Raw genomic sequence first — 26,468 nt, forward strand, 5'->3', positions numbered from 1 at the left:
TTAAAAGAAAGTGACGGCCTATCCACAATGATTTGCCCTTTTTCGCCAGGAGTGACGAGCAATGTTGCCAGCAGAAACCCAGCGCATCATCGACAAGCACGGGATCAAGTATGTGCTTGCGCAGTTTGTCGATATCCATGGATCGGCCAAGACCAAATCGGTGCCGATCTGTGGACTCAAGGCCGTGGCCGAGGACGGAGCGGGTTTTGCCGGGTTCGCCATCAGTGGCATGGGCATGGAACCCCACGGTCCGGACTTCATGGCCCGTGGCGATTTGTCCACGCTGACGCCGGTGCCTTGGCAGCCGGGTTATGGCCGGATCGTGTGCATTGGTCATGTCGACGGCAAACCGCATCCTTATGACAGCCGTTACGTGCTCCAGCAGCAGGTCCGTCGCCTGGAAGACAAGGGTTGGACGCTCAACACCGGCCTGGAACCCGAATTCAACCTGATGCGCCGCGACGAGCAGGGCAAACTGCAGCTGGTCGACGCCAGCGACAACCTGGACAAGCCTTGCTACGACTACAAGGGCCTGTCGCGATCGCGGGTGTTCCTCGAGCGCCTGACCGAAGCGTTGCAGGCGGTGGATTTCGAGGTCTATCAAATTGACCACGAAGACGCCAACGGCCAGTTCGAGATCAACTACACCTACAGCGACGCCATGACTTCGGCGGATCGTTTCACGTTCTTTCGTATGGCCGCCGGCGAGATCGCCAATGACCTGGGCATGATTTGCTCGTTCATGCCCAAGCCTGATCCGAAGCGCGCCGGCAACGGCATGCACTTTCACCTGTCGATCAGCAGCGCCGAGAGCAAGAACCTGTTCTTTGATGCCAGTGACCCGAGCGGCATGGGCCTGTCGAAAATGGCCTATCACTTCGCCGCCGGCCTGCTCGCCCATGGCCCGGCGCTCTGCGCCTTCGCCGCACCGACGGTCAACTCCTACAAGCGTCTGGTGGTGGGCAATTCGTTGTCCGGCGCGACCTGGGCGCCAGCCTTTATTGCCTTCGGCGCCAACAACCGCTCGGCGATGGTGCGGGTGCCTTATGGCCGCCTGGAGTTCCGCCTGCCGGACGCCGGTTGCAATCCCTATCTGGTCAGCGCGGCGATCATCGCGGCGGGCCTCGACGGTATCGACCGCCAGCTGGAAATCGACCACGTCTGCAACGAAAACCTCTACAGCCTGAGCCTGGAGCAGATTGCCGCGCGCGGCATCAAGACCCTGCCGCAATCGCTCAAGGAAGCCTGCGATGCGCTGCAAGCCGACCCGCTGTTCGCCGAGGTCATGGGCCCGCAGATCGTTGGCGAATTCATCAAGCTCAAGCGCATGGAGTGGGTGGAATACAGCCGCCATGTCTCCGACTGGGAAGTGCAGCGCTACACCGAATTTTTCTAGGCGCCAGCCGGCGCGCCCCAACGAACCATCTCGCAGCTTGAAACGTGTGGCTGCCGAACGTAGTGAGGACTGTTTTTATGTGTGGAATCGTAGGTCTTTACCTGAAAAACCCGCAGCTGGAATCCCGGCTCGGTCAGCTCTTCGAACCGATGCTACAGGCCATGACCGATCGTGGCCCGGACAGTGCCGGTTTCGCCATCTATGGCGATGAAGTGGCCGATGGCTGGGTCAAACTGACCTTGCAGGCGACAACCGAAGCCTTCGACTGGAAAACCCTGATGGGCGAACTGGAAGGCCGTCTGGGCTGTTCGCTGGACTGGTTTCAGAACGCCAGCGCCGCCGTATTGAAGATCCATGCTGCAGAAACGCCAGTCCGTCTGGCCCTCGCCGAACTGGCCCCGAGCATCCGCATCATGAGCGCCGGGCAGAGCATCGAAATCCTCAAGGGCATGGGCTTGCCCCAGGAAATTTCCCAACGCTTCGGCCTGGCCAGCATGAAGGGCAGCCATATCATCGGCCACACCCGCATGGCCACTGAAAGCGCGGTGACCATGGAAGGCAGCCACCCGTTTTCCACCGGTGCCGACCTGTGCCTGGTGCATAACGGTTCGCTATCCAATCACTTCCGCCTGCGTCAGGAACTCAAGCGCGAAGGCATCCATTTCGAAACCGACAACGACACGGAAGTGGCCGCCGGCTACCTGACCTGGCGCCTGCAACAAGGCGATTCGCTGAAAGAGGCGCTGGATCATTCGCTGGAGGACCTGGACGGCTTCTTCACTTTCGCCATTGGTACCCGCAATGGCTTTGCGGTGATCCGTGACCCGATTGCCTGCAAACCGGCGATTCTCGCCGAGACCGACGATTACGTTGCGATGGCCTCCGAATATCAGGCGCTGTCGAGCCTGCCGGGTATCGAACACGCCAGGATCTGGGAGCCGGCACCGGCCACCCTGTACATCTGGGAACGCGAGTCTGCTTAAGGAGCGCACACATGAAAACCATCGATCTTTCCACTGCCAGCGTGCGCGATCTTAATCAAGCGCTGCATGACCAGGTCAACAACGTAGAAGACCGCGAGTGGGTGGTGACCCATTCCAACGGCAAGCACAACCTCGCGGTTGGGGTGAACCAGGCCGTGTCCATCGATATCCAGGGGCACGCCGGCTACTACTGCGCGGGCATGAACCAGAAAGCGTGCATCACCGTGCATGGCAATGCCGGGGTCGGCGTCGCGGAAAACATGATGTCGGGCATGGTGCGGATCAAGGGCAGCGCGTCCCAGGCCGCCGGCGCCACCGCCCATGGCGGATTGTTGGTGATCGAAGGCGATGCCGGTGCCCGATGCGGCATTTCCATGAAGGGCATCGACATTGTGGTCGGTGGCAGCATCGGCCACATGAGTTGCTTCATGGGCCAGGCCGGACGCCTTGTGGTGTGCGGCGATGCGGGCGATGCCCTGGGCGATTCGCTGTACGAAACCCACATCTATGTGCGCGGCACCGTCGCCTCCCTGGGCTCGGATTGCATCGAGAAAGAAATGCGCGCCGAACACCTGGAAGAGCTGCAACTGCTGCTCAACCGCGCCGGTTTCGAGCACAAGGCGGCTGACTTCAAGCGCTACGGCTCGGCCCGTCAGCTGTACAACTTCAAAGTCGATAACGCGTCCGCGTACTGATCCACGCGAGGAGAACAGATATGAGCGAGAAGAACACTCCAGTGCTGCGCGAGTCCGCGACCTTCGACCGCCTGACCATCCAGGAAATCCAGCGTGCTGCCGAGACGGGCATCTACGACATTCGCGGCGGCGGCACCAAGCGTAAAGTGCCGCACTTCGACGACTTGCTGCTGCTCGGCGCCAGCGTTTCGCGCTACCCGCTGGAAGGCTATCGGGAGAAGTGCGGCACCGATGTAGTCCTCGGCAATCGCTTCGCCAAGAAGCCGATCCACCTGAAGATTCCGGTGACCATCGCCGGTATGAGTTTCGGTGCATTGTCGGCCAATGCCAAGGAAGCACTGGGCCGCGGCGCCACCATTGCCGGCACCAGCACTACCACCGGCGACGGCGGCATGACCCCGGAGGAGCGCGGTCAGTCGCAGCATCTGGTCTATCAATATCTGCCGTCCCGTTACGGCATGAACCCGGACGACCTGCGCAAGGCTGACGCCATCGAAATCGTCCTGGGGCAGGGCGCCAAACCTGGCGGCGGCGGCATGTTGCTCGGCATGAAAGTCACCGAGCGGGTGGCCGGCATGCGCACCTTGCCAATCGGCGTCGACCAGCGCAGTGCCTGCCGTCACCCGGACTGGACCGGCCCGGATGACCTGGCGATCAAGATCGCCGAGATCCGCGAAATCACCGATTGGGAAAAACCCATCTATGTGAAGATCGGCGCGAGCCGGCCTTACTATGACGTCAAACTGGCGGTGAAGGCCGGGGCCGATGTGATTGTGCTCGACGGCATGCAAGGCGGCACCGCGGCGACCCAGGAAGTGTTTATCGAACACGTGGGCATTCCGATTTTGCCGGCGATCCCGCAAGCGGTACAGGCTTTGCAAGAGATGGGCATGCATCGCAAGGTTCAGTTGATCGTTTCGGGGGGGATTCGCAACGGTGCCGACGTGGCCAAGGCCATGGCGTTGGGCGCCGATGCGGTGGCGATCGGCACGGCGGCGCTTATCGCGCTGGGCGACAACCACCCGCGACTGGATGAAGAACTGCACAAGATTGGTTCGGCGGCCGGTTTCTATGACGACTGGCAGAACGGCCGCGACCCGGCCGGTATCACCACCCAGGACCCGGAACTGTCCAGGCGCCTGGACCCGGTGGAAGGTGGTCGCCGTCTGGCCAACTACCTGCGTGTACTGGTGCTGGAGGCGCAGACCATGGCGCGGGCTTGCGGCAAGTCGCACCTGCACAATCTGGATCCTGAAGACCTGGTGGCCTTGACTGTGGAGTCGGCCGCCATGGCACGGGTGCCGCTGGCAGGCACAAGCTGGATTCCGGGTTCGGGTTACTGAGGGCCGATTTACCCTCTGTGGCGAGGGAGCTCGCTCCCGCTCGAGTGCGCAGCACTCGCTGTTTTTTGGGGTCGCGATGCGACCCAGTGCGAGCAAGCTCGCTCGCCACAGGTGTTTGGAAGGCCTGACCAATCGTGTCAGGTCATTCCTGTTCAAGAGGTCTCCTGAGAGATCCGCGTACGTTCACTTTTGCTCACTGCCAGACACTTTCCATTCTTTTGCAGGAGCTTTGAATATGGTCAATCGTCTTCTCGGCAAATCCTTACTTGGCGCGTCGGTCGTCGGCGCGTTCGTGCCGCTGGCGCAGGCGGCTGAAGCGCCGACCCTGAACACCGGCAGCACCGCGTGGATGGTGACGGCGGCGGTGCTGGTGTTGTTCATGTGTCTGCCGGGCCTCGCGTTGTTTTATGGCGGTCTGGTGCGGGCGAAAAACATGCTGTCGCTGTTCACCCAGTGCTTCGGTATCGCCGGACTGGTGGGCGTTTTGTGGGTGATCTACGGTTACAGCATGGTGGTCGACACCACCGGTATGGTTGAAGGGGAGGTGACCTTCAACAGTTTTGTCGGCGGGCTGAGCCGGGCGTTTCTCGCCGGAATGACTCCGGAAAGCCTGGTCGGCGAGATCCCGGAAGGGGTGTTCGTGACCTTCCAGATGACGTTCGCCATCATCACCCCGGCGCTGATCGCCGGGGCGTTTGCCGAACGCATGAAGTTCTCGGCGGCACTGCTGTTCATGGCGCTGTGGTTCACCCTGGTGTACGCCCCGGTGGCGCATATGGTCTGGGGTGGTGCGGGTGCCTTGATGCATAACTGGGGCGTGCTCGATTTTGCCGGTGGCACCGCTGTGCACATCAATGCCGGAGTCGCTGCGCTCGCCGCCTGCCTGATCCTCGGCAAGCGCAAGGGCTACGAAAATACACCGATGCCGGCCCACAACCTGAGCCTGACCATGGCCGGCGCTGCCATGCTCTGGGTTGGCTGGTTCGGTTTCAACATCGGTTCCGGCGGCGGTCTCAGCGGCACCTCCGGTATCGTCATGCTTAACACCCAACTGGGTGCCTGCGCCGGGATCCTCGGCTGGATGTTCACCGAGTGGTTCAAGGTAGGCAAGCCGAGTGCGCTGGGTCTGGCCAGTGGTGCGCTGGCGGGGCTGGTGGGCATTACCCCGGCGTGTGCCTATGTGGGTGTAGGTGGCGCCCTGGCGATCGGTTTGCTGTGCGGGGTGTTCTGCTACTTGAGCGTTACCGTGCTCAAACGGCGTTTCGGTTACGACGACAGCCTTGATGTGTTCGGTTTGCACGGTATCGGCGGGATGATCGGCGCGGTATTGACCGGCGTCTTTTGCGTACCGTCCCTGGGTGGGTTGGTCGAAGGTGTGACCATGGGCGGTCAGGTGCTGGCGCAAATCAAGGGGGTGCTGCTGACGACGGTGTACTGCTTCGTCATCAGCTGGATCATTTTGAAAGTGGTGAATGCCCTGGTTGGCTTGCGCGCCGATGAATCGGTGGAGGAAATGGGCCTGGATCTGGCCGAGCACAACGAGCGTGCCTACAACCACTGATCGTTACTGTTGATTGTCAGGCCCATTATTGTAGGAGCGAGCTTGCTCGCGATGGTCGTTAACGATAACGCGTGTTTACTGGCTAAACGCGGCGCTATTGAGTCCATCGCGAGCAAGCTCGCTCCTACAGTTGGGCTCAGCTCAACGCCAGGTGACTGACCAACGACTGCTCGCGCGTCTGGGCAGCACGCTGTAGCTGGCTGGCGATCAGGGTGTTCTTCAGCAGATAGGCAATGGTCATCGGCCCGACACCACCGGGCACCGGCGTGATCGCGCTGGCCACGGTGCGTGCACTCTCGTAATCGACATCGCCGACCAGGCGGTTGCCCGATTCGCTGGCAATGCGATTGATGCCGACGTCGATCACCACCGCCCCGGGTTTGAGCCAACTGGCATCGATCAGATTGGGGCGACCCACCGCAGCGACGACAATGTCCGCCAGCCTGCACAACGCCGGTGCATCGACGCTGCGCGAGTGCACCACGCTGACCGAGCAGTTGGCCTGCAACAGCAGCGTCGCCATCGGTTTGCCGACAATGTTCGAACGGCCGATGACGACCGCGTGCAAGCCACTCAGGTCACCGCAGGTTTCGTGCAGCAGACGCATGCAGCCGCTGGGGGTGCAGGGTGTCAGGACCTCAATCCCCTGGACCAGTCCACCGACGTTTTCCCGATGAAAGCCGTCCACGTCCTTGATCGGATCTATGGCATGAATCACTGCCGCCTCGTCGATATGGGCCGGTAATGGCAATTGCACCAGGATGCCGTTGACCGTGACGTCGGCATTCAGTTGCGCAATCCGTTCCAGCACATCGTTCTGGCTTACGTTTGCCGCCAGACGGTACTCCAGGGAACGGATGCCGACCTCCTTGGCCCGCAGCAATTTATTGCGCACATAAACCTCGCTGGCCGGGTCTTCACCGACAAGCAGCACGGCCAGGGCAGGGTAGATCTGTTGTCGCGCCAGGACCTGAATCTCTTCTCGAACCTCCTCGAGAACCTGGGCGGCGATGGCTTTGCCGTCGATATCGCGGGCAAGTGCGGGGATGGTGCTGATCAAAAGAGTCACCGTTGTCTTGATTGTATGGGGACGATGCGATCATCGAGGCGCCGTTGCACCCCGATGACTCATCACAGACCTGCGGGCAAGGACGCTCAGGCTACCAGTTGATGGCAGCCGTATACCACTAGCACGCCCGCGATCAGCGTGGCATAGGGCAACCAGCCCGCGCGTTTCAGGCCGGCATCGGCTTGAACGTACAGGTCGTCGAGCATCGCTTGCGGGAAGCGCCCCTTGTCCTGTACGTAGTGACGGAAGCAGAACACCGGCAGGATCAGTAACGCCAGCAGTAGGCCCGTCATCAGCGTCCCCGCGCCCCAGATATCGGCGCCCAGGCCCATGCAGGCCAGGTTGACGAAACTCAACACGCCACCGGCTGCCAACAGTACGGTGGGAGCTTTGTACGGGCGCACCCAGTCAGGTCGATCCAGACGATGGATCCAGCCGGCATTGAGGTTGAGGAAGTTGAAGATGATGTAGCTGACGTTGGACGCTGCGAGCACGAATACATAATCGGACATCAGCAACAGCAGCAGATTGAATGACAGATCTGTCCACATTGCCGCAGTGGGGGCGCCGTGTTCATTGGTGCGCCCCAGGTATTTTGGCAGCCAGCCATCCACCGATGCCTGATACAGGGTGCGCGACGAACCGGACATGGAAGTCATGATCGCCAACAATGTGGCCAGGACCAGCATGATCAGCACGATGTTGGCGACCACCTTGCCGCCGCCGATGCTGTCCGCCATGACCTGGCCAACGCCCATGCCACTGTAGATCGCTGGCGCTAACAGACCGCTGTAGACCGCAGGGGTGATGACTGCACCGCTGGCATCGAGCACGGCCGGTGTGACTAACTGACCAAGACCGAGACTGCCTTGAAACGCCAGGGGTACCAGGGTGAACACCAGAATGCACAGCAAGCCGGCATAGAAGATCGCCTTGAAGGTGTCGCGCTTGGGGTCCTTGAATTCCCGGGTGTAGCACACCGCCGTTTCGAAACCGTAGGTCGACCACGCAGCCATGAACAGCCCGCCGGCCATCAGCGACCAGCCGGACAGGTCCCATGGCCCGTCGATGACTTGCCCGGCCGCATCATGCGCGAGCGGGTACAACGGCAGGAAATTGGCCTGGGCCGCATCTCCGGTGAACAAAGGCACCACCCCCACCAGCAGCAATGGAATCAGTGACGTCACACCGAGCACCAGGGTCAGGCGTGCCGAGCGCAGGATGCCACCATGTTGCACGGCAAAGACCGTCAGCAGGATCAACAGGCCGATGGCGAATGTCGCGTTGATCCGTAGCGACAGGCCGCTCTTGATCCAGCCCAGATCGACCAAAGTCAATTGCCAGGTGTTGATCAGCGCGTCGGCGGGAAACAGCGCGGTGAGGATGTAACCGGCCGCCAGCCCTGAGCCAATGGACAAAACCGGGGACCAGGCCAGCCAGTTGCACCACACCGAAACCGGTGCGATCAGCTTGCTGTAGCGCACCCAGGCGACCGCACCGTAGACCGAGGCGCCACCGGATTTGTGTGGGAACAGCCCGGCGATTTCGGCATAGGTGAAGGCCTGGATGAAGCCGAACAGGATCGACACGATCCAGACGATCCAGGCCGGTTTGCCTACCGTTGCGGCAATCGCGCCGATAGAAAACAGCACCAGGGCGGGCACGCCACTGGCGACCCAGAACGCCCCGCGCCAATCGATCTTGCGGTGCAGGCTGCCCACTGAGCTGGCGGCCTGCGGTACGGCCTCGAACGTAGTCGCTTCCATTTTGGTATTCCCATGTCTGAAAAAAGCAGGACCCTGTAGGAGCGAGCCTGCTCGCGATGGACATCCAGGCACCGCGGACAGTCAGGCAACCCGCGTTATCGTTGACGTTCATGCGAGCTGGCTCGCTCCTACAGGTGTGTATGGGCAGTCAAAAGGTTGATCAACTACGCACCCGGCTCTTGTCCGGGTCGTAGAAAATCGCTGCGGTGACCGTGGCGCTGATGCGCTTCTGCAGGCCATCGACTTTGCCGATCTCCAACGCTGTGCCGACGTCGGCGCAGGCCACGTCGACCCGGCACAGCGCGATGTTGCTGGCCAGCAGCGGTGAGCGGCAGGCACTGGTGATAACCCCGACCTGTGCCCGGCCGCGGTATACCGGGTCACCGTGGTGAGCACCTTCGTTACCGTCCAGTTGCAAGCCCACCAACTTGTGGGCGGGGTGGGCGCTGCGCCGAAACAGGGCGTCGCGACCGATGAAGTCGTCGGTTTTACTTTTCAGTGGCACCGAGAACCCGATGCCGGCCTCGAACGGATCGGTCTGGTCGCTGAACTCGTAGCCGGCAAATATCAGTCCCGCTTCGATGCGCAGCATGTCCAGGGCCTCCAGGCCCAACGGCACCAGGCCAAAAGGCTGGCCGAGCGCCCAGATCCGGTCCCAAACCTTCTCGGCATCGTCCGGGTGGCACCACACTTCGTAACCCAGTTCACCGGTGTAACCGGTACGCGAGATCATCAGCGGGCAGCCGTCGTAACCGTCCAGGCGGCCTACAAGAAAACGGAACCAGCCCAGGGTTTCCAGACTCGGCTGGTTGGGCGCGGTCCAGACCATCTGTTTGAGCAGCTCGCGGCTCATCGGGCCTTGCACCGCCAGGTTATGGATCTGCTCGCTGGCGGATTTGATCCAGACCTTCATGCCGAGTTTTTGCGCCTGCTCGCGCAGCCACACCCCGGCGTAGTCTTCGCCGCAGATCCAGCGGAAATTGTCCGGACCCAGGCGCAGCAGGGTACCGTCGTCGAGCATGCCGCCGTGTTCGTGGCACATCGCCGAGTACACCACTTGGCCTACCGCCAGGCGTCGCACGTCGCGGGTCAGGCAGTACTGCAACAAGGCTTCGGCGTCGGGGCCGATGATTTCGAATTTGCGCAGGGCAGTCAGGTCCATCACCGCCACTCGCTCGCGGCAACCGAGGTATTCCTCGATCGCGCCATAGCCGTCATAGCGCAGCGGCAGCCACCAGTTGCGGTAGTCGACGAAGCTGCCGGTCAAGGCGCTGGTGCGTGAGTGGAACGCGGACTCACGGGTAAGGATCGGGTCGGCATCGGCCGTGGTTCGAGTGCTCATGGCGATGGAAAAACGCTCCTTTTCGCTGTAGACGCGGATATGGATATCGGTCGGGTTCCAGCCATTGGCCGGGTCGATGTCATCCGGGCACGAAGTACTGCCGCACACCATGTCGGTCATGGCCCGCAGCAGCACGTAGTCGCCGGGACGCGACCAGGGTTCATCCAGGGTCATCTGCTGGTGCGCGTCGATCCCGGTGTTGAAGAAGAAGTTGATCGCCGGCCAGCCGTTGCGAGGCTTGATTCCATAGGGCGCGAGCACTCGGCTGAGGTTATCGCTGCAGTTGTCGTGCCCGAAGTAGCCATGGCTCTCGTAGTAGCGCGTGGCGCAGGCCAGGGCGAAGGAGTCGTGGCGGCCGACGGTGTCGCGCACCACCTCCAGCATCGGCTGCATCTGCCGGTCGAAAAACTTTGAGAACAGTCCCGGTGCCGGGTAGGCGCTGCCGTTCAGGGTGCGGGTCACGGTCTGGTCCAGGTCCAGGTCCAGGCCGCGATCCAGTGCCCGTCGATCCAGAGCGACGAAGTCCGAGCACTGGCGACCGGCGACATCCAGCACCTGCACATACTGACCTTTGCCAACGGTGTAACTGTGGGCGGTGCCGGCGCCGATGGTGAACTCGTCGAGTAACTCGCCCAAGGGTTCGGGCAACGCGGGGAGCAGCAGCGGCGAGGGGTTGGCCCGAGTCACCAGCAGTCGCAGCTCGCTGGGCCGGTATTGCCGGTCAACGGCGGTCGGTCCGTCGGGTGCCGCGACGATCACCAGTAGCTCATCGCTGGCGACGAAGCGGCGGCTGAAGTCGGCAGGGCTGTCCTCGTCCCAGAGTGAGGCGGCGCTGGGCAGTTGTCGTGGATCAATCGCGCGTCGGATCAGCGCCTGGCCAATGCGGCGCGACTGCAAGGTCGGTTCGGCGAGTCGTGCGCCGATGAACCCGCAGGCCGTCGAACCGCTCAGTGCCCAGGCCGCCAGGGCGCTGCGACCGAGCATATCCACGGCCAGCAATTCGCAAGATTGCCGGCCTTCGAGGTCGATCACTTGCAGGCTGTCGCCGGGCTGCAGCGCGACCAGGGTCAGGCCGCCGGCGGCCACCCGATAGCGCTCCAGGGCCGGGGCCCGGGCAAAGAGTCCGGGCTCCCGCGGACGGGAAACACGAGGTGCGTTCATGGTGGGCTCCCGGGTCAACCGATCGACTTGACGGACATCGGCGGTTCAGCGAGGTACGCCGCCATGGAGTCGTCAAGGGCATGCAGCCAGGGGGTGTGGTGGGGTGGCGACTGGGTGCCGGTCATCAGCGATCGGTAGGACTTGTCGCGGTAACCCATGATGTTGCGGGCCTTGTCGTGCTTCCAGTGCAGGAAGGTGTCGTTGACTGCAGCAATATCGAAGTTCGGGTAGTCGGTGGCGTCCACCAGTTGCTGGATATAGGCACCCTGGTATTCGAACATCTGCTGGTTGGTTTCAAGCTGCTGTTCACGGGCATGCCATTCCTGACTATCGGCGGCCCTTTGTGCCTGGTCGGGTAGGGCGATGCGTTGCAGGATCACGTCGCGGGCGTACCAGGCCTGGGCGTCGAACATGTTGAACGAGTACCACTGGTCCTGCATGCCGAGGTAGATCAGTTGCGGGTTGGGCTCCCAGAAAATGCCCTTGTACAGGTTCATCGGCCATAGTCGGTTGTCGGTCTTGAGGCACAACTCGTCCGGCAGGAAGGGGAAGTGATGTTTGTAGCCGGTGCAGAGGATCACCGCATCGATGTGCTTGTGGGTGCCGTCGATAAAGTACGCGCGGTTTTTTTCCAGGCGCTGCAACAGCGGTTTTTCTTCCCAGTTGGCGGGCCAGTCATAGCCCATGGGCGCGGTGCGGTAGCAGCTGGTGATGCTGCGGGCGCCGTACTTGTAGCACTGCGAACCGATGTCTTCGGCGGAATAGCTGCTGCCGACGATCAACAGATCCTTGCCCTTGAACTCCAGCGCCTCGCGGAAATCATGGGCGTGCAGGATGCGCCCGCCGAACTGCTCGAATCCTTGGAAGTACGGCATCTTCGGCGTCGAAAAGTGCCCGCAGGCGTTGATCACATAATCGAACTGTTCCGAGGTCTGGGTATCGCTGCCGTGGTCGTGGGCGACCACAGTGAAACGGCGAGTCTCTTGGTCAAAGGTGACCTGGCGCACCACATTGTTGAAACGGATGTAGTGGCGAACCCCGGCTTTTTCTACGCGGCCCTTGATGTAGTCCCAGAGCACTTCCCTTGGTGGATAGGAGCCGATGGGGCGACCAAAATGTTCTTCGAACGTGTAGTCGGCGAACTCCAGGCATTCCTTCGGTCCGTTTGACCACAGGTAGCGATACATGCTGCCGTGCACCGGCTCGCCGTTTTCGTCCAGGCCGGTACGCCAGGTGTAGTTCCACATGCCGCCCCAATCGCTCTGCTTTTCGAAGCAGACCAGTTCCGGAATTTCGACGCCTTGGTCGCGGGCCGACTGGAAGGCTCGAAGTTGCGCCATGCCGCAAGGGCCGGCGCCGATGATTGCCACGCGTAAGGTCATGATCGTGCCTCGTAATGAATTCATCGGATAAAAACAGCAGCGGCGCTCAGCGAAAGATCACTGTCTTGTCCTGGTTGATGAACACTCGATGTTCCAGGTGGTATTTCAGGGCTTTGGAAAGGGCGACGGTTTCGGTGTCGCGGCCGATGGCAACCAGCGAATCGGGCAGGTGCGTATGGTCGACTCGCTGGATTTCCTGCTCGATGATCGGCCCCTCGTCGAGGTCGCTGGTGACGTAGTGGGCGGTGGCGCCGATCAGCTTCACGCCCCGGTCGTACGCCTGGTGATAGGGTTTGGCGCCCTTGAAACCGGGCAGGAATGAGTGGTGGATGTTGATGGCGCGCCCCGACAACTGTTGGCACAGCCCGTCGGACAGAATCTGCATATAGCGGGCGAGCACCACCAGGTCGGTCCGTGTGTCTTCGACGATGCGCATCAGCTCGGCTTCCTGGCTGGCCTTGCTGTCCTTGGTGACCGGCAGGTAGATGAAGCGGATGCCTTCGCGTTCAGCCATCGCTCGCAGGTCCAGGTGGTTGGAGACCACGGCGGTGATGTGCATGTCCATCTCGCCCTTGCGGTGGCGGTACAGCAGGTCGGTCAGGCAATGGTCGAACTTGCTGACCATCAGCAGTACCCGGGTCGGCTCGCTGGAACAGAACAGTTGCCACTGCATGTCGAAGCCACCGGCCAAGTCTCCCAGGCCCTCGCGCAGGGCACCGATATCTCCGCTCACGCCAGTGTTGAAACGGAACACCGCGCGCATGAAAAACTGCCCGGTGAACTCATCGTCAAACTGCGCCAGTTCGCTGATGTAGCACTGCTGCCGGGCCAGGCACGCGCTGATTGCGGCGACGATGCCGGACGCTGCCGGGCAGTTGATCTTGAGAATGTAGTGTTCGCTGGAGGTGTCCATCGAGGGCTCCCTATGAAAGTGGTGGAGGCTCAGCCCTTGGCCGTGCGTTTGGTTTTTTCCGGGTCGTCGAAGGGCAGGGTGTGGGTCACGGCGGCGCTTTCCTGGCTGCCACGTACCTGCAGGGCATGACCCGGGGCGGAACAGGCGACATTGATGCGGGCAATGGCCATGGAGCGTTTACTCAGGCGCGAATACATGCCGCAGGTGATGACCCCGACTTGCTTGTCGCCCTGCCACAACGTGTCGCCAGCCTCGGCGGCGCGGACGCCTTCGAGCAACACGCCGGTGATTTTGAAGCGCTCCTTGCCACGTAGCCGGAAGTGCTCCTCGGCGCCGCGGAAGTCGCGTTTGTCCGGCGAGACGGTAAAATCCAGGCCCATTTCCCAGAGGGTGTCGCCGGCCTTCTGATCGGCAAAGGGGTACATCTGCGAGTTGTCATAGGGGAAGAACATCAGCGAGCTTTCTACCCGCAACCAGTCCAGGGCGGTAAAGGCACAAGGGATGATGCCCAGACCGGCGCCCTGTTCGAGGATCGTGTCCCATAGCGTCGGGGCATCGGCGGCCTTGCAGAAAATCTCGTAGCCGCGCTCGCCGGTATAGCCGGTGCGCGAGATCATCACCGGGCGGTCGAACAGCCGGGTTTGCAGATGATGGAAGTAAGGCAGCTGGCGGATTCCGGGCACATGCTCGGCAAGAAAGTCTACGGCCAGTGGTCCTTGCAGCGACAGGTTGTGCAAGTCGTCGTCGAACAGCACCGCCACTTGTCGGCCCTGGGCCGAACGCACCAGCATTTCGTGGCCAGTGCCAGCACCATGGACCACCATGAAGGCGTTGGGGCCGGTGCGGTAGACGACGCAGTCATCGACGAACTTGCCGTCCTCGTCGAGCATCGAGGCGTACACCGACTTGCCTGGGTAGAGCTTGGCGATGTCGCGGGTGGTCGCCCATTGCAGAAGGCTTTCGGCATGGGGACCCACGTAGTGGACTTTTTTCAGCCCGGAAACGTCCATCAGTCCGGCGCGGGTGCGGATCGCCTGATGGTGATCGGCCAGGTCGCTGGCATAGGTCCAGGCAGTGCCCATGCCATTCCAGTCTTCCAGGTTCGAGCCGAGTGCGCGGTGGCGCTCGGCGAGTGCAGAAATACGCCATGAGTGAGTCATGTGAAGATCCTTGTCGTGGGAAAGTTGGAAAGTCAGGCTTGCGGGTCGAAGCGGCTCAGCCACTCGACCAGGGTCTGGCGGTACCGGGTCATGCCCTTGTAGTCGGCGATCGGCTCGGGCAGGTCGCGCAGCACGCGGTGCAGGCGGCAGCCCCAGCCAGGCTGAGTGACCAGTTCGTCCATGCTGATCAGGTAGGTGCGGATGCTGAACATCACCGCATTGCTGCGGGGCAGGCGTACCATCACTTGCAGTTCGACCCGCAGGTGCACCTGTTGCCCGACGTTGTCGGCAGTGATGCGGCCGCGGTCGGCGCCCCACTGGTGGAAGGTCTCGGGCGATGAGTCCAGGCGCGGGTTGATCGTCAGGGTCCAGTTCAGACGCCGCACCGGTTGCTCCACCTGAAGGTTGAGCAGGTACTTCAGGGCGCGTTCGAAGATCCCCATCTGGTGGGCCATGGGCACCGGCGAGTGCCATTGCTTGAAGCTCATGCCGGCGTCGAAGGCCAGGGACCAGTCGGCCGGGCTGGTGACGATGCCGGCATCCATGAACAAGTCGTCGTGGCGCTGATCGAGCAGGGCAAAATCGCCCTGGACCTGCCGGCCGATGAACTCCAGCGGCTCGCACGGCAGGCTCGTGGCATCGCCGAACACAAAACGCTGATCGATCTCCAGCAACTGATTGCGCCAATGCCAGTGATCGCCATTGCGCTCCAGCTGAAACGATTGGGGGTAATCGGCGGCAAGATTTTCCATCAGCATCTGCAGGGCATCCCAGGCGGCGACCTGCATGTGCGGCAGCACCAGATAGCGGCGCGGATCCTGGTCCAGGACCAGTGCGCGCTCGGCCATTTCCGAGCGGTAGTGTTCGTCGATGTCAAAGCGGTGCTGATAGATCGAACCGGGATCGCGGGAGCTGGCCGGTTCAATGTTCACCGAATACAGATAGCTGTCTTCGTTGAAGGGAAAGGGAAAACGACGGATCGCCGCGGGACTGTTGCGAAAGCTGAAGTCGTCGCGATAGGTCAGCACAGGGTTCGATTGAATGGTCATGGTCTACTCCTAAAGATCCAGCGAAACGCAAGGGCCGCAGCCGCGCGAGACACAGGGCATGAGGAACTCGGCCTGTTCGGCGGGGCTGAGAAAACTGTCGCGGTGTTCGATTTCGCCGCTCACATGGCGGGTCATGCACTGGCCGCAGACCCCGCCGCGGCACAGGTTGGGCACTTGCAGGCTGGCGGACTCCAGGGCTTCGAGCAGGCTTTGCTCGGCACCGACCCTGAGGCGTCGGCCACTGCGCTGCAGCTCCAGGTCAAAGGGCTGGCCCGGTTGCGCAGCGTTGAAGGCTTCCCAATGCACCCGGCTTTTCGGCCAGCCAAGGGCCTTGGCCTGTTGCCGGACAGCATCGAGCAAGGGGTGTGGGCCGCAGGTGTAAACGTGGCTGCCCAAAGGCCGGTCACGCAGGATGCTGTTCAGGTCCGGACGGCGGTCGTAGGTGTGGAGGCGCGACCCCAGGCGCTGTTGCAACACATCGAGGTAGGCATCGCTTGCGCCTGGGCGACACAGGTAATGCAGTTCGACGTTTGCCTGTTGTTGCTCCAGGACCGCAATGTAGGCCATGAAGGGCGTGATGCCGATACCGCCGGCGATCAGGATGTGCAGGCCGGCGGTCAAGTGCGGGGCAAACAGGTTGGCCGGTGGCGAGATCTCGAGGGTGTCGCCGACCTGGACACGCTGGTGCAGGTAACGTGATCCGCCGCGGGAGGCTTCTTGCAGGCGCACGGCGATGCGGTAATGGCGGTTGTCCGCAGGGTCGCCGGTCAGTGAGTAGGCATTGCGCACTTTGCCTTCGGCCAGCGGCAGGTGAACCTGCACATGGCTGCCGGGGGAGAAGCCGGGAATGGGACCGGCGCACGGCTCCAGGGTGAATTCGCGCACCACCGGCGTGAGCATTTTCGCTGCGCTGACCCTGACTTTGAGGACAGCGCTCATGACGTGGTTCCGGCGTATGGCTGATCGGGATTGGTGCAAACGCCGAGGTAGGCGCCCAGGCGTTGGGAAAAGTGTTCGCGGACATCCAGTCCGACCTCGCAGCCGATACAGGTCAGGATCGACTCCGGCCCCGCCGCCTGTGTCAGCCCGCAGTGCACGCAATAGACCAGGCGTGCGCCGCCGATCGAGCGGCTGATGTCGATCTCGTCGTCCTCCAGCCCGGCGCTGCGCGCCAGCCCGTGGATACGCCAGATAAAGGCCTCGTCGCCCATGATGTAGAGGTGACTACCGACGGTGGCGTTGGCCAGCACATTGTCCAGTCGACGAGCGAAGTCGGCGTTCTCACCGTTCAGTACCAGAGGTTGTTCCAATTCGCCGACAAAAGGCGCGCAGGCTGTTGCCGATTGCGTCACCACGATGTGCCGGGTAATGGCTTCGCGCGGCAGCGGCTGGCGATACCGTGGAAGGCTGTGAAGTCGGTCGAGGGCGGCGCTGTGTCTATCCGTCATGCTGGCGTTCCTGGCTGATCCGCACTGATCTGAAGGGCGAAGTAGTGGGTATTGGACTGGCTTTTTGTTTCCTGTTGGGGAAGATAATTTCCCAGGAGGAAAATCTTCTCAATCTGGAAAAAGAGTTATCTCTTTGGAGGTAGTCCGCGATTGCGGGACTTTCGGGGCATGGAAGTTGCTCGTGTTTACGCAAGGTTGAGCAACGGGACGGGGAGTCATCGACAGTGCAGACACGACCGCAGTGGTGGGCACGCTGGTTTGGGCGTATCCGACCCGAACAGATGCGCAGTGTGCGCAGGCTGTTGGTGGGTTTGCCCTTGTGCCAGGTGCACGCTGACGGTGCCTTGCCGAGGTTTCTCGACCGTTTCGAAGCACTGGTGCCTACGTGCAGACTGAATCTGATCCTCGGCGGCGAAGACCTGGGGCCGGCGCGCCGGGGGCTGATCGATGGCTGTCAGGATGTAGCGAGCTGCCCTTGGCGCAACGCAACCCTGAGTGACGTGCCGCAGGTCTGCGCGCCTTGTCGGCAGCGCGGCGTGCATCGTCTGCTGTGTGCCTTGCCCGAGGATGACGGGCCGAACCAAGGCCAGTTGTTACTCGATACACCGAGGCCGGTCGACGCAAGCTGGCAGCGGTTGCTGGAGGAGACGGCGCAGGCGGTCGGGGTGACCGTGCGTTTGCTGCGTCACAAGCGTGAGCAACAGCGCAAACAGGCCACTTCGCAGCATGGTGCCTTGGCCCGTGAGCTGCACGATTCGGTGGCTCAGCAGTTGGGCTACCTGTCGTTCCAGGCGCGTTTTCTACAGTCACGGATGAATGAGCCAGAGCAGGCGAGCTCTACGCTACAGGAGCTGCGCGGTGGCTTGAGCCAGCTGCAACGGCAGGTGCGGGAGCTGATCACAAGTGCCCGTCTGACAATGGACGGGCGCTCATTGCGTCAGGCCTTGGCCGATACCGTGGCAGAGTTTTCGCGACGCTGCATCATCGTTTTCGAACTGGACAATCGCCTGACCGACGATGCCTTGAGTCCGGAAACCGAACTGCAGGTCCTGCAGATCATTCGCGAAGCCTTGACCAATGCAGTGCGTCATTCTCATGCGCGACACGTGCGCATCGAGTTGCGGCAAAACCAGGACGGTGATGCCTCTATCTCGGTGGAGGACGACGGCATCGGCCTGATCCCGGCGTCTTGCGAGGAAAACCACTTCGGCCTGGCGATTATCCGCGAGCGCGCCGCCAGCATCGGCGCGCGCTTGTCTGTTGAAGCGATTCGTCCCCACGGAGTGCGCGTACACCTGGGCCTTTCCCCCAACCTGGACCTGCCACAAGGGAGTCACGATGGACTGCACGACCTTATTACTGATCGATGATCACCCGTTGTTTCGCAAAGGTCTGGCGCAGCTGTTCGGCGCCAGTGACGACTACCAAGTGGTAGGGCAGGCCGCCAGTGGCCGCGAAGGCATCAACCTGGCCGTGAGCCTGGCACCGCAGCAGGTCTTGCTGGACCTGCACATGCCCGGCTTGAGCGGTTTGCAGGTACTCGATGAACTGCGGCAGTTGCGTCTCGACTGTCAGGTGGTGGTACTGACCGCGTCGATGGATCGCGCTGAGCTGTTGACGGCCCTGCGCCTGGGTGCCAGTGGTTATGTGCTCAAGGAAACCGAACCAGATGCGTTGCTCGCCTACATGCGAAATTGCAACAAGGGCGCGATTGTTCTGGACTCGACTCTGGTCTCGTTGCTCGCCGACCAAGGCGAGCCGATGCCCGGATCGGATCAGCCCGATACCAGTAACCTGACCGAGCGCGAGGGCCAGACGCTGGCCTTGATCGCTGCCGGCATGAGTAATAAACAGATCGGGCGGGAGCTGGGGATCAGCGATGGTACGGTCAAAATCTACGTGAAGAATCTGCTGCAGAAGCTCAACCTGCACTCACGCCTGGAGCTGGCGGCGTGGGTGCATAACGGCCCATCGGTGAGACACGAGGAGCTTCATTAGATGATGGAACCTCCAGAGGCATTCATGCAGACACAGCCTTTGCACCTGATGGACCGCTTTCCTGCAGCATTGCTTGAGTTACGGGATACCGGTCAAATCGCCCACTTCAATCTGGCCTGGGTCGAGCTGATGGACCTGCCGGATGCAGAGCGCCATCTGATCGACTATGTGCACCACGAGGACCGCTCGTTATGGCGTCAGGCCTTGCATGAACTGCGACGGCGCCCCGAAACGTCTTTTAACCAGCGGCTGCGGTTCGTCCACCCTTCGGGGGAATTGCGCTGGTTCGAGGTCAGTCTGAAGCGCGGGAACAATGGCTTCTATCTGGTGGCGGGGGATATTACCGCGCACAAGCGGCGGGAGATTGCCTTGCAAGCGAGTCAGCGCAGTAGCATGAACCTGCTGGACAGCATGCCGGGGCTGATTTATCGCGGCCGCAACAACCGCGACTGGACCATGGAATTCGTCAGTGCCGGTTGTCTGCAACTCACCGGCTATCCGGCGGAGCGGCTGGTGGACAACCATGATTTCACCTACAGCAGCCTGATCCTGACACAGGATGCCGACTACGTCTGGCGCGAGGTGCAATATGCCTTGTCCCGGCAGGAGCCGTTCGAGCTCAACTACCGGATTCGATGCGCGGATCAATCGATCAAGCAGGTCTGGGAAAAAGGTGTGGGCATCTATGCCGACAATCGAGAAGTGCTGGGTATCGAGGGGGCGATTTTCGAGCGTAAAGCAACTCAGGGTCAGGGGGGGTGAACGAAGTGTCGGAGTAGCAGGGTGGCTTTATCGTCACTGACGCTTCCTGGCCGTGGATTTTCTACCTCAATCTACCGTTGGGTGTGCTGGCCTTGATTGCCGCGCTGGTCTTGATTCCCAAACAAGATCACGTCAGTTTCCGGACATTCGATTTCAGTGGTTTTCTGCTGGTTGGCGTTGCCAGTGCGGCGTTGTTATATGGCGTAGAGATGCTGGGGCAAAGTCGTGCCAATTTATTACGGGGCCTGTCACTAAGCGGTGCCGGCGTGATTCTCGATGTCTTTGCCTGGCGACATATGCGTCGGCATGCGCATTCGAACGTATTACCTGGTGAGATGGTCTGAGCCATGCAACCGAGTCGGAAACAAGAAGTCCTCCCCACGGAGGTGAGCCTGATACATCCAAGCCGTTAGAACCGTTCGGGTCTTCTCAGTGATTTCAGATTGTACTGGGTGCGGAGTTTTCTGCTTTCTCCGCGAACTGGAGGCTGACTCGGATGGCCCGGATATCTCTGGCTCGGAGCGGGGCTTTCTGCCCGACCAGCTTTCCCTTGTTCCAAGGCTGACGGCAACGAGCGAGTCGAAGATGCTGTCACCAACTGCCTTGAGAGAACGCTATCTGTCAGGCTTTTGCGTACCATGCCGGCTGTACGGTCGGTACTGTGCTTTTCAGAGAATCCTGGAGGGAACGCATGGCATACAACTACCCGGAAAAACTGCTCGATATACAAGCCCGGCTGTTCCGATCGGGCCTCACGCTAGCCTGATCACCATCCCTACCGTGATCGTTACGATTACCCGGAAAACCCTGGCGTGCGATTATTCCCAAATTTACGGGCATGCACCCAGTCGATGTTGAGCTACTCTTTTCTTGCCAGTTCCCAATGAGGAACTCGCCATGTGCGGCTAGCCGTTAACAAAGCCTGTTGAAAATTTCCCGTTTTTTTGGCTCGCTCGCCTTGAAGGACACCCCCTTGGACCCTTGGGGGCGAGTGCGCTGTTCAATAATGACGCAAAAGATGTGTGTAACGAAATCGATTGAGAGCCGACCCGAGCAGTCAGGCTGTCGGCTCATGTAGGTTTCGCGCCACTTCAAGGTTGACTGTCCACTGGCGGATGCCTGGTTCAGGTGTCCAACTCTCCTGGCGCGACGGGAGGCATGCGATGCGGCAACCCAAGATCGTAATCGTCGGTGCAGGATTGGTTGGCGGATCAGCAGCCCTGTTTGCGGCCGTGGCTATTCCGAGCGCCGAGATCGTCATCATCGATGTCGCGCGAGTACGGGCCGAAGGGCAGACGCTGGACCTCACCCACGCAGCAGCATTCTGGGGGCACAATCGCTTCTACGCCGGTGATTACGAGAACGCACGCGACGCGGACATCATCGTAATCACCGCTGGTGTCGGTCTGAAGCAAGGGCAGACTCGTCTGGACTTGGCCAGAACCAATGCGGCCATTGCAGCGCAAGTTGTGGATCGCACTGCACCGTTGGCCCCAGATGCGATCTACGTAATCGCGACCAACCCCTGCGATGTGTTGACCAGTGTCGTTTTTGACCGCCTGCGTTGCGCGCGCGAGCGCGTTATCAGCACCGGCACCTCCCTCGATACCGGGCGACTGCGATCGCTGCTCTCCGAGCGGCTGGGCGTCGTGGCGCCTGCGATTCACGCCTACGTTCTCGGCGAACACGGCGAATCCGCGCTGATCGACTGGTCCGGCGCGACGGTCTCCGGAATGCCCCTCGATATGTTCCTGGCCAGGAGCGGTAAAGAGTTGGGGCCTGCCAGCCGCGATCTGATCCTGCGCTCCGTGCACGAGGCAGCCACGCTTATCAAGGAAGGCAAGGGCGCCACCCACTATGGAGTCGCCAGTGCGATTGGGCGAATTTGCCAGGCCATCGTACATAACACCGACCTCATTCTGCCGGTCGCTGTCGTGCATGCTGAAGTCGAAGGCGTACCGGAGGTGTGTTTGTCGCTGCCGATGGTGGTCAATGGCAGAGGTGCGCAGTTACTGGCTTATCCGGAACTCGGCCCCATCGAGCGCGAGGCCTTGCAGCGCAGTGCGTGCATCGTCAAAGAGGCAACCGACAGCGTGCTTCTCGCCCGTTAGGGAAATTGCGCACGCTCTGAATAAACCGAACAGCGCCGCCAAGAGGTTTATATCATGGCTGTATTACCCGCAAAGGATTCGCAACCTGCAAGCCCTGCCACGACGAAACCGACGCCATCGGAAGGGCATCTCAGTAATGTCTGGAAATTTCTCGTCCCGGTGGGCATAGGTATCGTCCTCTGGTTCCTGCCGGCGCCGGCTGGCCTCGACGTGAAGGCGTGGCACATGTTCGCCGTGTTCGTCGCCACCATCGCCGGCATCATGACCGCCCCTCTTCCGATGTCGGCGGTAGCCATTATCAGCGCCACGGTGGGCGTGCTGGTTGGCGTCGTGTCCTTTGCCGACGTCACCAAATCCACGGGGACGGACCTCGTCTGGCTGGTGATGCTCGCCTTCTTTATCTCCCGAGGCGTGATCAAGACAGGACTGGGGCACCGCATCGCACTCCTGTTCATGCGGCTGCTGGGCAAGCGAACCCTGGGGCTGGGTTATGGACTGGTCATGACTGAACTCCTTATCTCGCCCGCCATGCCCAGTATCACCGCTCGCGCCGGTGGGGTGATGCTGCCGATTACCCGAGCGATGTCGGAGGTCCTCGGCAGCCATGCCGATGACCCTGAATCGCGCGGCAAGGTGGGGAACTATCTGATCCTCTGTGCCTTCCACGCCAACATCATCACCGCAGGCATGTTCATCACGGCGATGGCGGGAAATCCCCTGGCGGTCAAGATGGCCGCAGACCAAGGCGTCTCAATCAGTTGGCTCGAATGGGCGGTGGCAGCATCAGTTCCCGGCTTGCTGTGCCTTGCCCTCATTCCGGTAGCCTTGCTGTGGATTGTCCGGCCGCAGATTCGCCAGACACCCGATGCGAAGGCCCTGGCACAGAGAGAACTCGTAGCAATGGGGCCCATCTCGGCCAAGGAAATCATCATGGCGGTGATCTTCGTTGGCTTGCTGGTGCTTTGGATTTTCGGTGAAGATCTGAAAATCGGAGCGACGCTGGCGGCGGCTCTCGGTGTCTCGTTGCTGTTCATCACCGGCGTACTGACCTGGCAGGATGCCCTTAATGAGAAATCCGCCTGGGACACCATGATCTGGATCGGCCTGCTGATCATGCTGGCCTCCAAACTCAATGAGTACGGCATGGTTTCGTGGTTCGGCAAGGAGTTCGGGGCACACCTGGAGGGTTTCCCGAGGCTGGCTGTCTATATGCTGGTGGCGGCGATCTATTGCTACATCCATTATTTCTTCGCTAGCGCCACGGCACATATCAGTGCTCTGTTTCCCCTCTGCATGGCGCTTATGGTCGCTGCCGGCATCCCGCCATTCACTGCAGCGGTCGCTCTCGGCATCCTGAGCAGCATCAACGGTTGTCTGACCCAATATGGCATCGGTTCCGGGCCGGTCATGTTCGGTGCCGGTTACGTCACCCAGGGGGAATGGTGGAAGACCGGTTTCTTGATGAGCCTCATCTACATGGTTATCTGGCTGGTCGTCGGCCCGCTTTGGTGGCAGATGCTTGGACATGTTTGAGACGGCACCGGAGAATAGAAGTAGCCAGCCACCTGATTGAGAAGAGCGGTACCGCGTTGCGACACTGGGTGCGCTATCTGTTGACACCTATGTACGGATGCGCAGCAGTCGAGGAACTGGAAATGGATCAATCATCGCGCGTCGATCTGTTACCAGTCGGCTCAGGTCAGAGCCTCTACGCTGAAGGGGTCTGGTAAAGCAACGTCTGCTCCTGGCCGTTTTCTGCCTGCTGCGACCGGTTGAAAACGACCCATAGCCGAGAGCGCCGGATCCGCGAGACAGCCCGCCGTGAAAGACCCTGACGATCAGCTGCGAGCCGAGCCTATATTTGTAGAAAAAAGAATAGTGGCTTGGTTAAACAAGCCGTAAAAGACGCTTGGGGTATGACACCTTTGAAGCCGTGGCTCCTCGAAGCAACCGCTTCCAAGACATGTAAGGCGCTACTTCACAAGCGGCAGTGGGGTGGTTTTTCCTGGCGTGTAGAGTCAGAGGCCTGAGTTGCCCGCAATGCACCCTGCAGAGTACTCATCACCATATCATGCAGCAGCTTACGGTGGGCTCCAATGCCGGTCTGGGTCTCCCCAACCCAGGATGGTAGTTGATTGAGCAGGGAAACGATACCGCTCACGGTCGCGCGTCGAGTGACGCTATGTGGTTTACCGGTGAGTTGCTCTATGGTCTCCAGCAAGTGCTCCTCGTAGCGTCGGCGCAGGATCAATATCGAGGCTTGCTGTTCGCAGCTCAAACAATGGAGGTCGTACTCAGCCAGGCGAAAGTGCGCTGCCATACGCTCGTGGAGCCGCAGGTGTGCTTCAAGCAGGCCATTCAGTCGTACACTGGGTGCGGATTTGCGACGGATCACCAGGCTGGCACCATCAAGCAGTTCCTCGTAAAGCTCCTCGATCAGTTCAAACAACAGTGCCTCTTTGTTATCAATGTGGTTGTAGATGGAGCCGGCTTTGATCCCCAGGTAGGTGGCCAGGTCGCGCATGCTCACTCGGCTGAAACCATGCCTCGCGAACAACTCGACAGCCTTGCGACGCGTGTCCAGGTAGCGTGTGTTGCGCTCTTCGTCGACAGGCACCGCAAAAAGGGATTTGGAGGGTTGCATATTGTTCATCCACCTCATACGCGAAACTGCGCCAATAGGCGATTGAGCTGGCCCGCCAGTTCGCCTGATTTCTGGCTGGCCTCGTTGGACTGATCCGCTGCCAGGGCACTCTCGTGGGCCAGCGAGGCTGCGCGGGTGACATTCTGGTTGATGTCCTCGACCACGTGGGACTGCTCCAGGGTGGCACTGGCAATTGAGGCATTCAGTTCAGTGAGGTTGCGCAGGGCGGTAATGACCTGATGCAGGCTTTCACCGGTTTCGCGGGCCTGTACCACGGTTTGTTGAGCGGCTTGGCTGCTCGCATTGATGACATTGACCGCCGCTTCGGAGTTACCCTGCAGGCGTTCGATCATGCCCTGAATCTGCGCGGTGGACTGCTGGGTGCGTTGCGCCAACAGGCGCACTTCGTCTGCCACCACGGCGAAGCCACGACCCTGCTCGCCAGCGCGCGCTGCTTCGATAGCAGCGTTCAGCGCCAGCAAGTTGGTTTGCTCGGCGATGGCGCGGATCACTTCCAGTACGCTGCCAATCTGAGTGCTTTCCTGGGCCAGGCTCTGGATCACTTCGACAGCCTGGCCTATGGTCTCGGACAACTGGTCGATCTGGCGCAGGCTGCTGTCGATATTGTGCTGGCCTTGGCGTGCCTGCTCATCGGCCTGTCGTACTTCGTTGGCGGCGTGCTCGGCGTTCTTCGCCACTTCCTGCACGGCGTAGGACACCTCGTGAATGGCGGCGGCCACCAGTTCCATTTGCTGTGACTGCTGCTGGCTGTGGCGCTGGCTATCGCTGGCAATCTCACCAAGCGATTGCGAGGCTTTGTCCAAGCTGCCGGCGGTCTGGACGGATTGCCCGATTACAGCGCGTAGTTTGCTGGTAAATCCGTTGAAGTGGCTGCTCAGAGCGGTCAACTCATCGCGCCAGCGACTGTCCAGGTTGTGGGTCAGGTCGGCGTCACCGCTGGCGATGTTCTCCATTGCATTAACCACCTGCGCCAGTGGCGAGGCGATGCTGCGGGCAATCAGCAGGATCAGCGCGCTGAGCAGCAGGGCGATTGTCACTAGAATGCCGAAGGCCTGAACGAGCTGGCGGCGGAACTCGACTTGCACGTCGTCGATGTAAATGCCGGAGCCCACGATCCACCCCCAAGGTTTGAACAGTTCGACGTAGGACACCTTCTCCACCGGCGCGTCGGAGCCCGGCTTTGGCCAACGGTAGCTCACCAGGCCGGAGCCGTCGCGTACGGCTACGGCAACCATCTCGTCGAACAGTGTCTTGCCGTCAGGGTCGCGAGTGCCGGCCATGCGCTTGCCCTCAAGCTTGGCATTGGGATGCATGACCATGCGTGTGTCGAGGTCTTCGATCCAGAAGTAGTCCTCGCGGTCGTAGCGCAGATCGCGTATGACCGCACTGGCCTGTTGTTGTGCTTGCTCACGATCGAGACCCTGGACTTCAAGGTTGTGGAAATGGCGCAGGATGCCGCTGGCGGTCTCGACCACATGACGGGTTTTCAGCGCCTTGGCGGCATGGAGGTCGTCATGGTTCTGCTTGAGCATCAGGCCCGCGAGAATCAGCAGCATCAGGATGGATGTCAGCAGGATCAACCACAGGCGGCGGCTGATGGAAATATTACGCAGGCCGAGCATGGGCGACTCCAGAACGCGGGCAGAAAAGGGGGCGGCCGTACG

22 protein-coding genes and 1 pseudogene are annotated in these 26,468 nt (G+C 61.0%); 11 read left to right on the forward strand and 12 right to left on the reverse strand.

Features of this window, described 5'->3' with window-relative positions; genetic code table 11:
• The first annotated feature begins 61 nt into the window (after positions 1-61).
• The 5 genes from glnT to ACEN8Z_RS16550 all read left to right on the forward strand — a co-directional run bounded on the left by glnT (position 62) and on the right by ACEN8Z_RS16550 (position 5,978).
• Positions 62-1,396 (forward strand): type III glutamate--ammonia ligase, encoded by a 1,335-nt coding sequence (gene glnT, locus ACEN8Z_RS16530; protein ID WP_495594902.1) that lies wholly within the window; start codon positions 62-64, stop codon positions 1,394-1,396.
• 77 nt (positions 1,397-1,473) lie between these two features.
• Positions 1,474-2,379 (forward strand): class II glutamine amidotransferase, encoded by a 906-nt coding sequence (locus ACEN8Z_RS16535; RefSeq protein WP_495594903.1) that lies wholly within the window; start codon positions 1,474-1,476, stop codon positions 2,377-2,379.
• A gap of 11 nt (positions 2,380-2,390) precedes the next feature.
• Positions 2,391-3,074 carry a protein glxC gene (locus tag ACEN8Z_RS16540; RefSeq protein WP_495594904.1) on the forward strand — a complete coding sequence of 228 codons (684 nt, stop codon included), beginning with the start codon at positions 2,391-2,393 and terminating at the stop codon, positions 3,072-3,074.
• Between the two features lie 20 nt (positions 3,075-3,094).
• The gene (locus tag ACEN8Z_RS16545) at positions 3,095-4,417 is read left to right on the forward strand and encodes an FMN-binding glutamate synthase family protein (protein WP_495594905.1); all 1,323 of its coding nucleotides are present in this window, start codon (positions 3,095-3,097) and stop codon (positions 4,415-4,417) included.
• 235 nt (positions 4,418-4,652) lie between these two features.
• Positions 4,653-5,978, forward strand: coding sequence for an ammonium transporter (locus ACEN8Z_RS16550; RefSeq protein WP_116263715.1), 1,326 nt, complete (start codon positions 4,653-4,655; stop codon positions 5,976-5,978).
• 136 nt (positions 5,979-6,114) lie between these two features.
• Here the strand turns inward: ACEN8Z_RS16550 and folD are convergent, their stop codons facing one another.
• The 9 genes from folD to ACEN8Z_RS16595 all read right to left on the reverse strand — a co-directional run bounded on the left by folD (position 6,115) and on the right by ACEN8Z_RS16595 (position 17,268).
• On the reverse strand, positions 6,115-7,038 hold the full coding sequence (gene folD, locus ACEN8Z_RS16555; RefSeq protein WP_495594906.1) for a bifunctional methylenetetrahydrofolate dehydrogenase/methenyltetrahydrofolate cyclohydrolase FolD: 924 nt from the start codon (positions 7,036-7,038) through the stop codon (positions 6,115-6,117).
• Positions 7,039-7,133: 95 nt separating this feature from the next.
• A complete protein-coding gene (locus ACEN8Z_RS16560) occupies positions 7,134-8,813 on the reverse strand; it encodes an APC family permease (RefSeq protein WP_495594907.1) in 1,680 nt (559 codons plus the stop codon).
• 160 nt (positions 8,814-8,973) lie between these two features.
• Positions 8,974-11,316 (reverse strand): trimethylamine N-oxide demethylase, encoded by a 2,343-nt coding sequence (locus tag ACEN8Z_RS16565; protein WP_495594908.1) that lies wholly within the window; start codon positions 11,314-11,316, stop codon positions 8,974-8,976.
• Between the two features lie 14 nt (positions 11,317-11,330).
• Entirely contained in the window at positions 11,331-12,698 is a 1,368-nt protein-coding gene (locus tag ACEN8Z_RS16570) for a trimethylamine monooxygenase (RefSeq protein ID WP_495594909.1), read from the reverse strand.
• Between the two features lie 46 nt (positions 12,699-12,744).
• Positions 12,745-13,611: a formyltetrahydrofolate deformylase gene (gene purU, locus ACEN8Z_RS16575; RefSeq protein ID WP_495594910.1), complete on the reverse strand. Its 867-nt coding sequence runs from the start codon at positions 13,609-13,611 to the stop codon at positions 12,745-12,747.
• A gap of 29 nt (positions 13,612-13,640) precedes the next feature.
• Positions 13,641-14,771 (reverse strand): aminomethyl transferase family protein, encoded by a 1,131-nt coding sequence (locus ACEN8Z_RS16580; protein WP_495594911.1) that lies wholly within the window; start codon positions 14,769-14,771, stop codon positions 13,641-13,643.
• A gap of 32 nt (positions 14,772-14,803) precedes the next feature.
• Positions 14,804-15,820: a heme-dependent oxidative N-demethylase family protein gene (locus ACEN8Z_RS16585; protein ID WP_495594912.1), complete on the reverse strand. Its 1,017-nt coding sequence runs from the start codon at positions 15,818-15,820 to the stop codon at positions 14,804-14,806.
• 9 nt (positions 15,821-15,829) lie between these two features.
• Positions 15,830-16,759: a PDR/VanB family oxidoreductase gene (locus ACEN8Z_RS16590; protein WP_495594913.1), complete on the reverse strand. Its 930-nt coding sequence runs from the start codon at positions 16,757-16,759 to the stop codon at positions 15,830-15,832.
• Positions 16,756-17,268: a dimethylamine monooxygenase subunit DmmA family protein gene (locus ACEN8Z_RS16595; RefSeq protein ID WP_495594914.1), complete on the reverse strand. Its 513-nt coding sequence runs from the start codon at positions 17,266-17,268 to the stop codon at positions 16,756-16,758. Before ACEN8Z_RS16595 ends, ACEN8Z_RS16590 begins: the two co-directional genes overlap by 4 nt.
• Before the next feature lie 224 nt (positions 17,269-17,492).
• Here ACEN8Z_RS16595 and ACEN8Z_RS16600 point away from each other — a divergent pair, with 224 nt between their 5' ends.
• From ACEN8Z_RS16600 to ACEN8Z_RS16615, 4 genes are all read left to right on the forward strand, one after another.
• Positions 17,493-18,638 (forward strand): sensor histidine kinase, encoded by a 1,146-nt coding sequence (locus ACEN8Z_RS16600; protein ID WP_495594915.1) that lies wholly within the window; start codon positions 17,493-17,495, stop codon positions 18,636-18,638.
• On the forward strand, positions 18,607-19,266 hold the full coding sequence (locus ACEN8Z_RS16605; RefSeq protein WP_116263705.1) for a response regulator: 660 nt from the start codon (positions 18,607-18,609) through the stop codon (positions 19,264-19,266). Before ACEN8Z_RS16600 ends, ACEN8Z_RS16605 begins: the two co-directional genes overlap by 32 nt.
• Positions 19,267-20,028 (forward strand): PAS domain-containing protein, encoded by a 762-nt coding sequence (locus ACEN8Z_RS16610; RefSeq protein ID WP_116263704.1) that lies wholly within the window; start codon positions 19,267-19,269, stop codon positions 20,026-20,028.
• 92 nt (positions 20,029-20,120) lie between these two features.
• Complete coding sequence (locus ACEN8Z_RS16615; RefSeq protein WP_495594916.1) at positions 20,121-20,372, forward strand: hypothetical protein; 252 nt, start codon at positions 20,121-20,123, stop codon at positions 20,370-20,372.
• On the opposite strand, the pseudogene ACEN8Z_RS16620 reads toward ACEN8Z_RS16615, so the two are convergent.
• Positions 20,358-20,571: pseudogene (locus ACEN8Z_RS16620) on the reverse strand (integrase); the annotation flags it as partial. The gene ACEN8Z_RS16615 and the pseudogene ACEN8Z_RS16620 overlap by 15 nt on opposite strands.
• Positions 20,572-21,191: 620 nt before the next feature.
• Between ACEN8Z_RS16620 and ACEN8Z_RS16625 the strand changes: the two are divergent.
• Together ACEN8Z_RS16625 and ACEN8Z_RS16630 are read left to right on the forward strand one after the other, a co-directional pair.
• The gene (locus ACEN8Z_RS16625; RefSeq protein ID WP_495594917.1) at positions 21,192-22,139 is read left to right on the forward strand and encodes a lactate/malate family dehydrogenase; all 948 of its coding nucleotides are present in this window, start codon (positions 21,192-21,194) and stop codon (positions 22,137-22,139) included.
• Positions 22,140-22,193: 54 nt separating this feature from the next.
• The gene (locus ACEN8Z_RS16630; RefSeq protein WP_495594918.1) at positions 22,194-23,672 is read left to right on the forward strand and encodes a DASS family sodium-coupled anion symporter; all 1,479 of its coding nucleotides are present in this window, start codon (positions 22,194-22,196) and stop codon (positions 23,670-23,672) included.
• Positions 23,673-24,117: 445 nt separating this feature from the next.
• Here the strand turns inward: ACEN8Z_RS16630 and ACEN8Z_RS16635 are convergent, their stop codons facing one another.
• Both ACEN8Z_RS16635 and ACEN8Z_RS16640 read right to left on the reverse strand, forming a co-directional pair.
• Positions 24,118-24,801, reverse strand: coding sequence for a TetR/AcrR family transcriptional regulator (locus tag ACEN8Z_RS16635; protein WP_495594919.1), 684 nt, complete (start codon positions 24,799-24,801; stop codon positions 24,118-24,120).
• Positions 24,798-26,426, reverse strand: a complete 1,629-nt coding sequence (locus tag ACEN8Z_RS16640) for a methyl-accepting chemotaxis protein (RefSeq protein ID WP_495594920.1) — start codon at positions 26,424-26,426, stop codon at positions 24,798-24,800. Before ACEN8Z_RS16640 ends, ACEN8Z_RS16635 begins: the two co-directional genes overlap by 4 nt.
• Between the last annotated feature and the right edge of the window lie 42 nt (positions 26,427-26,468).

The organism is Pseudomonas sp. Pseusp10 (assembly GCF_059492225.1).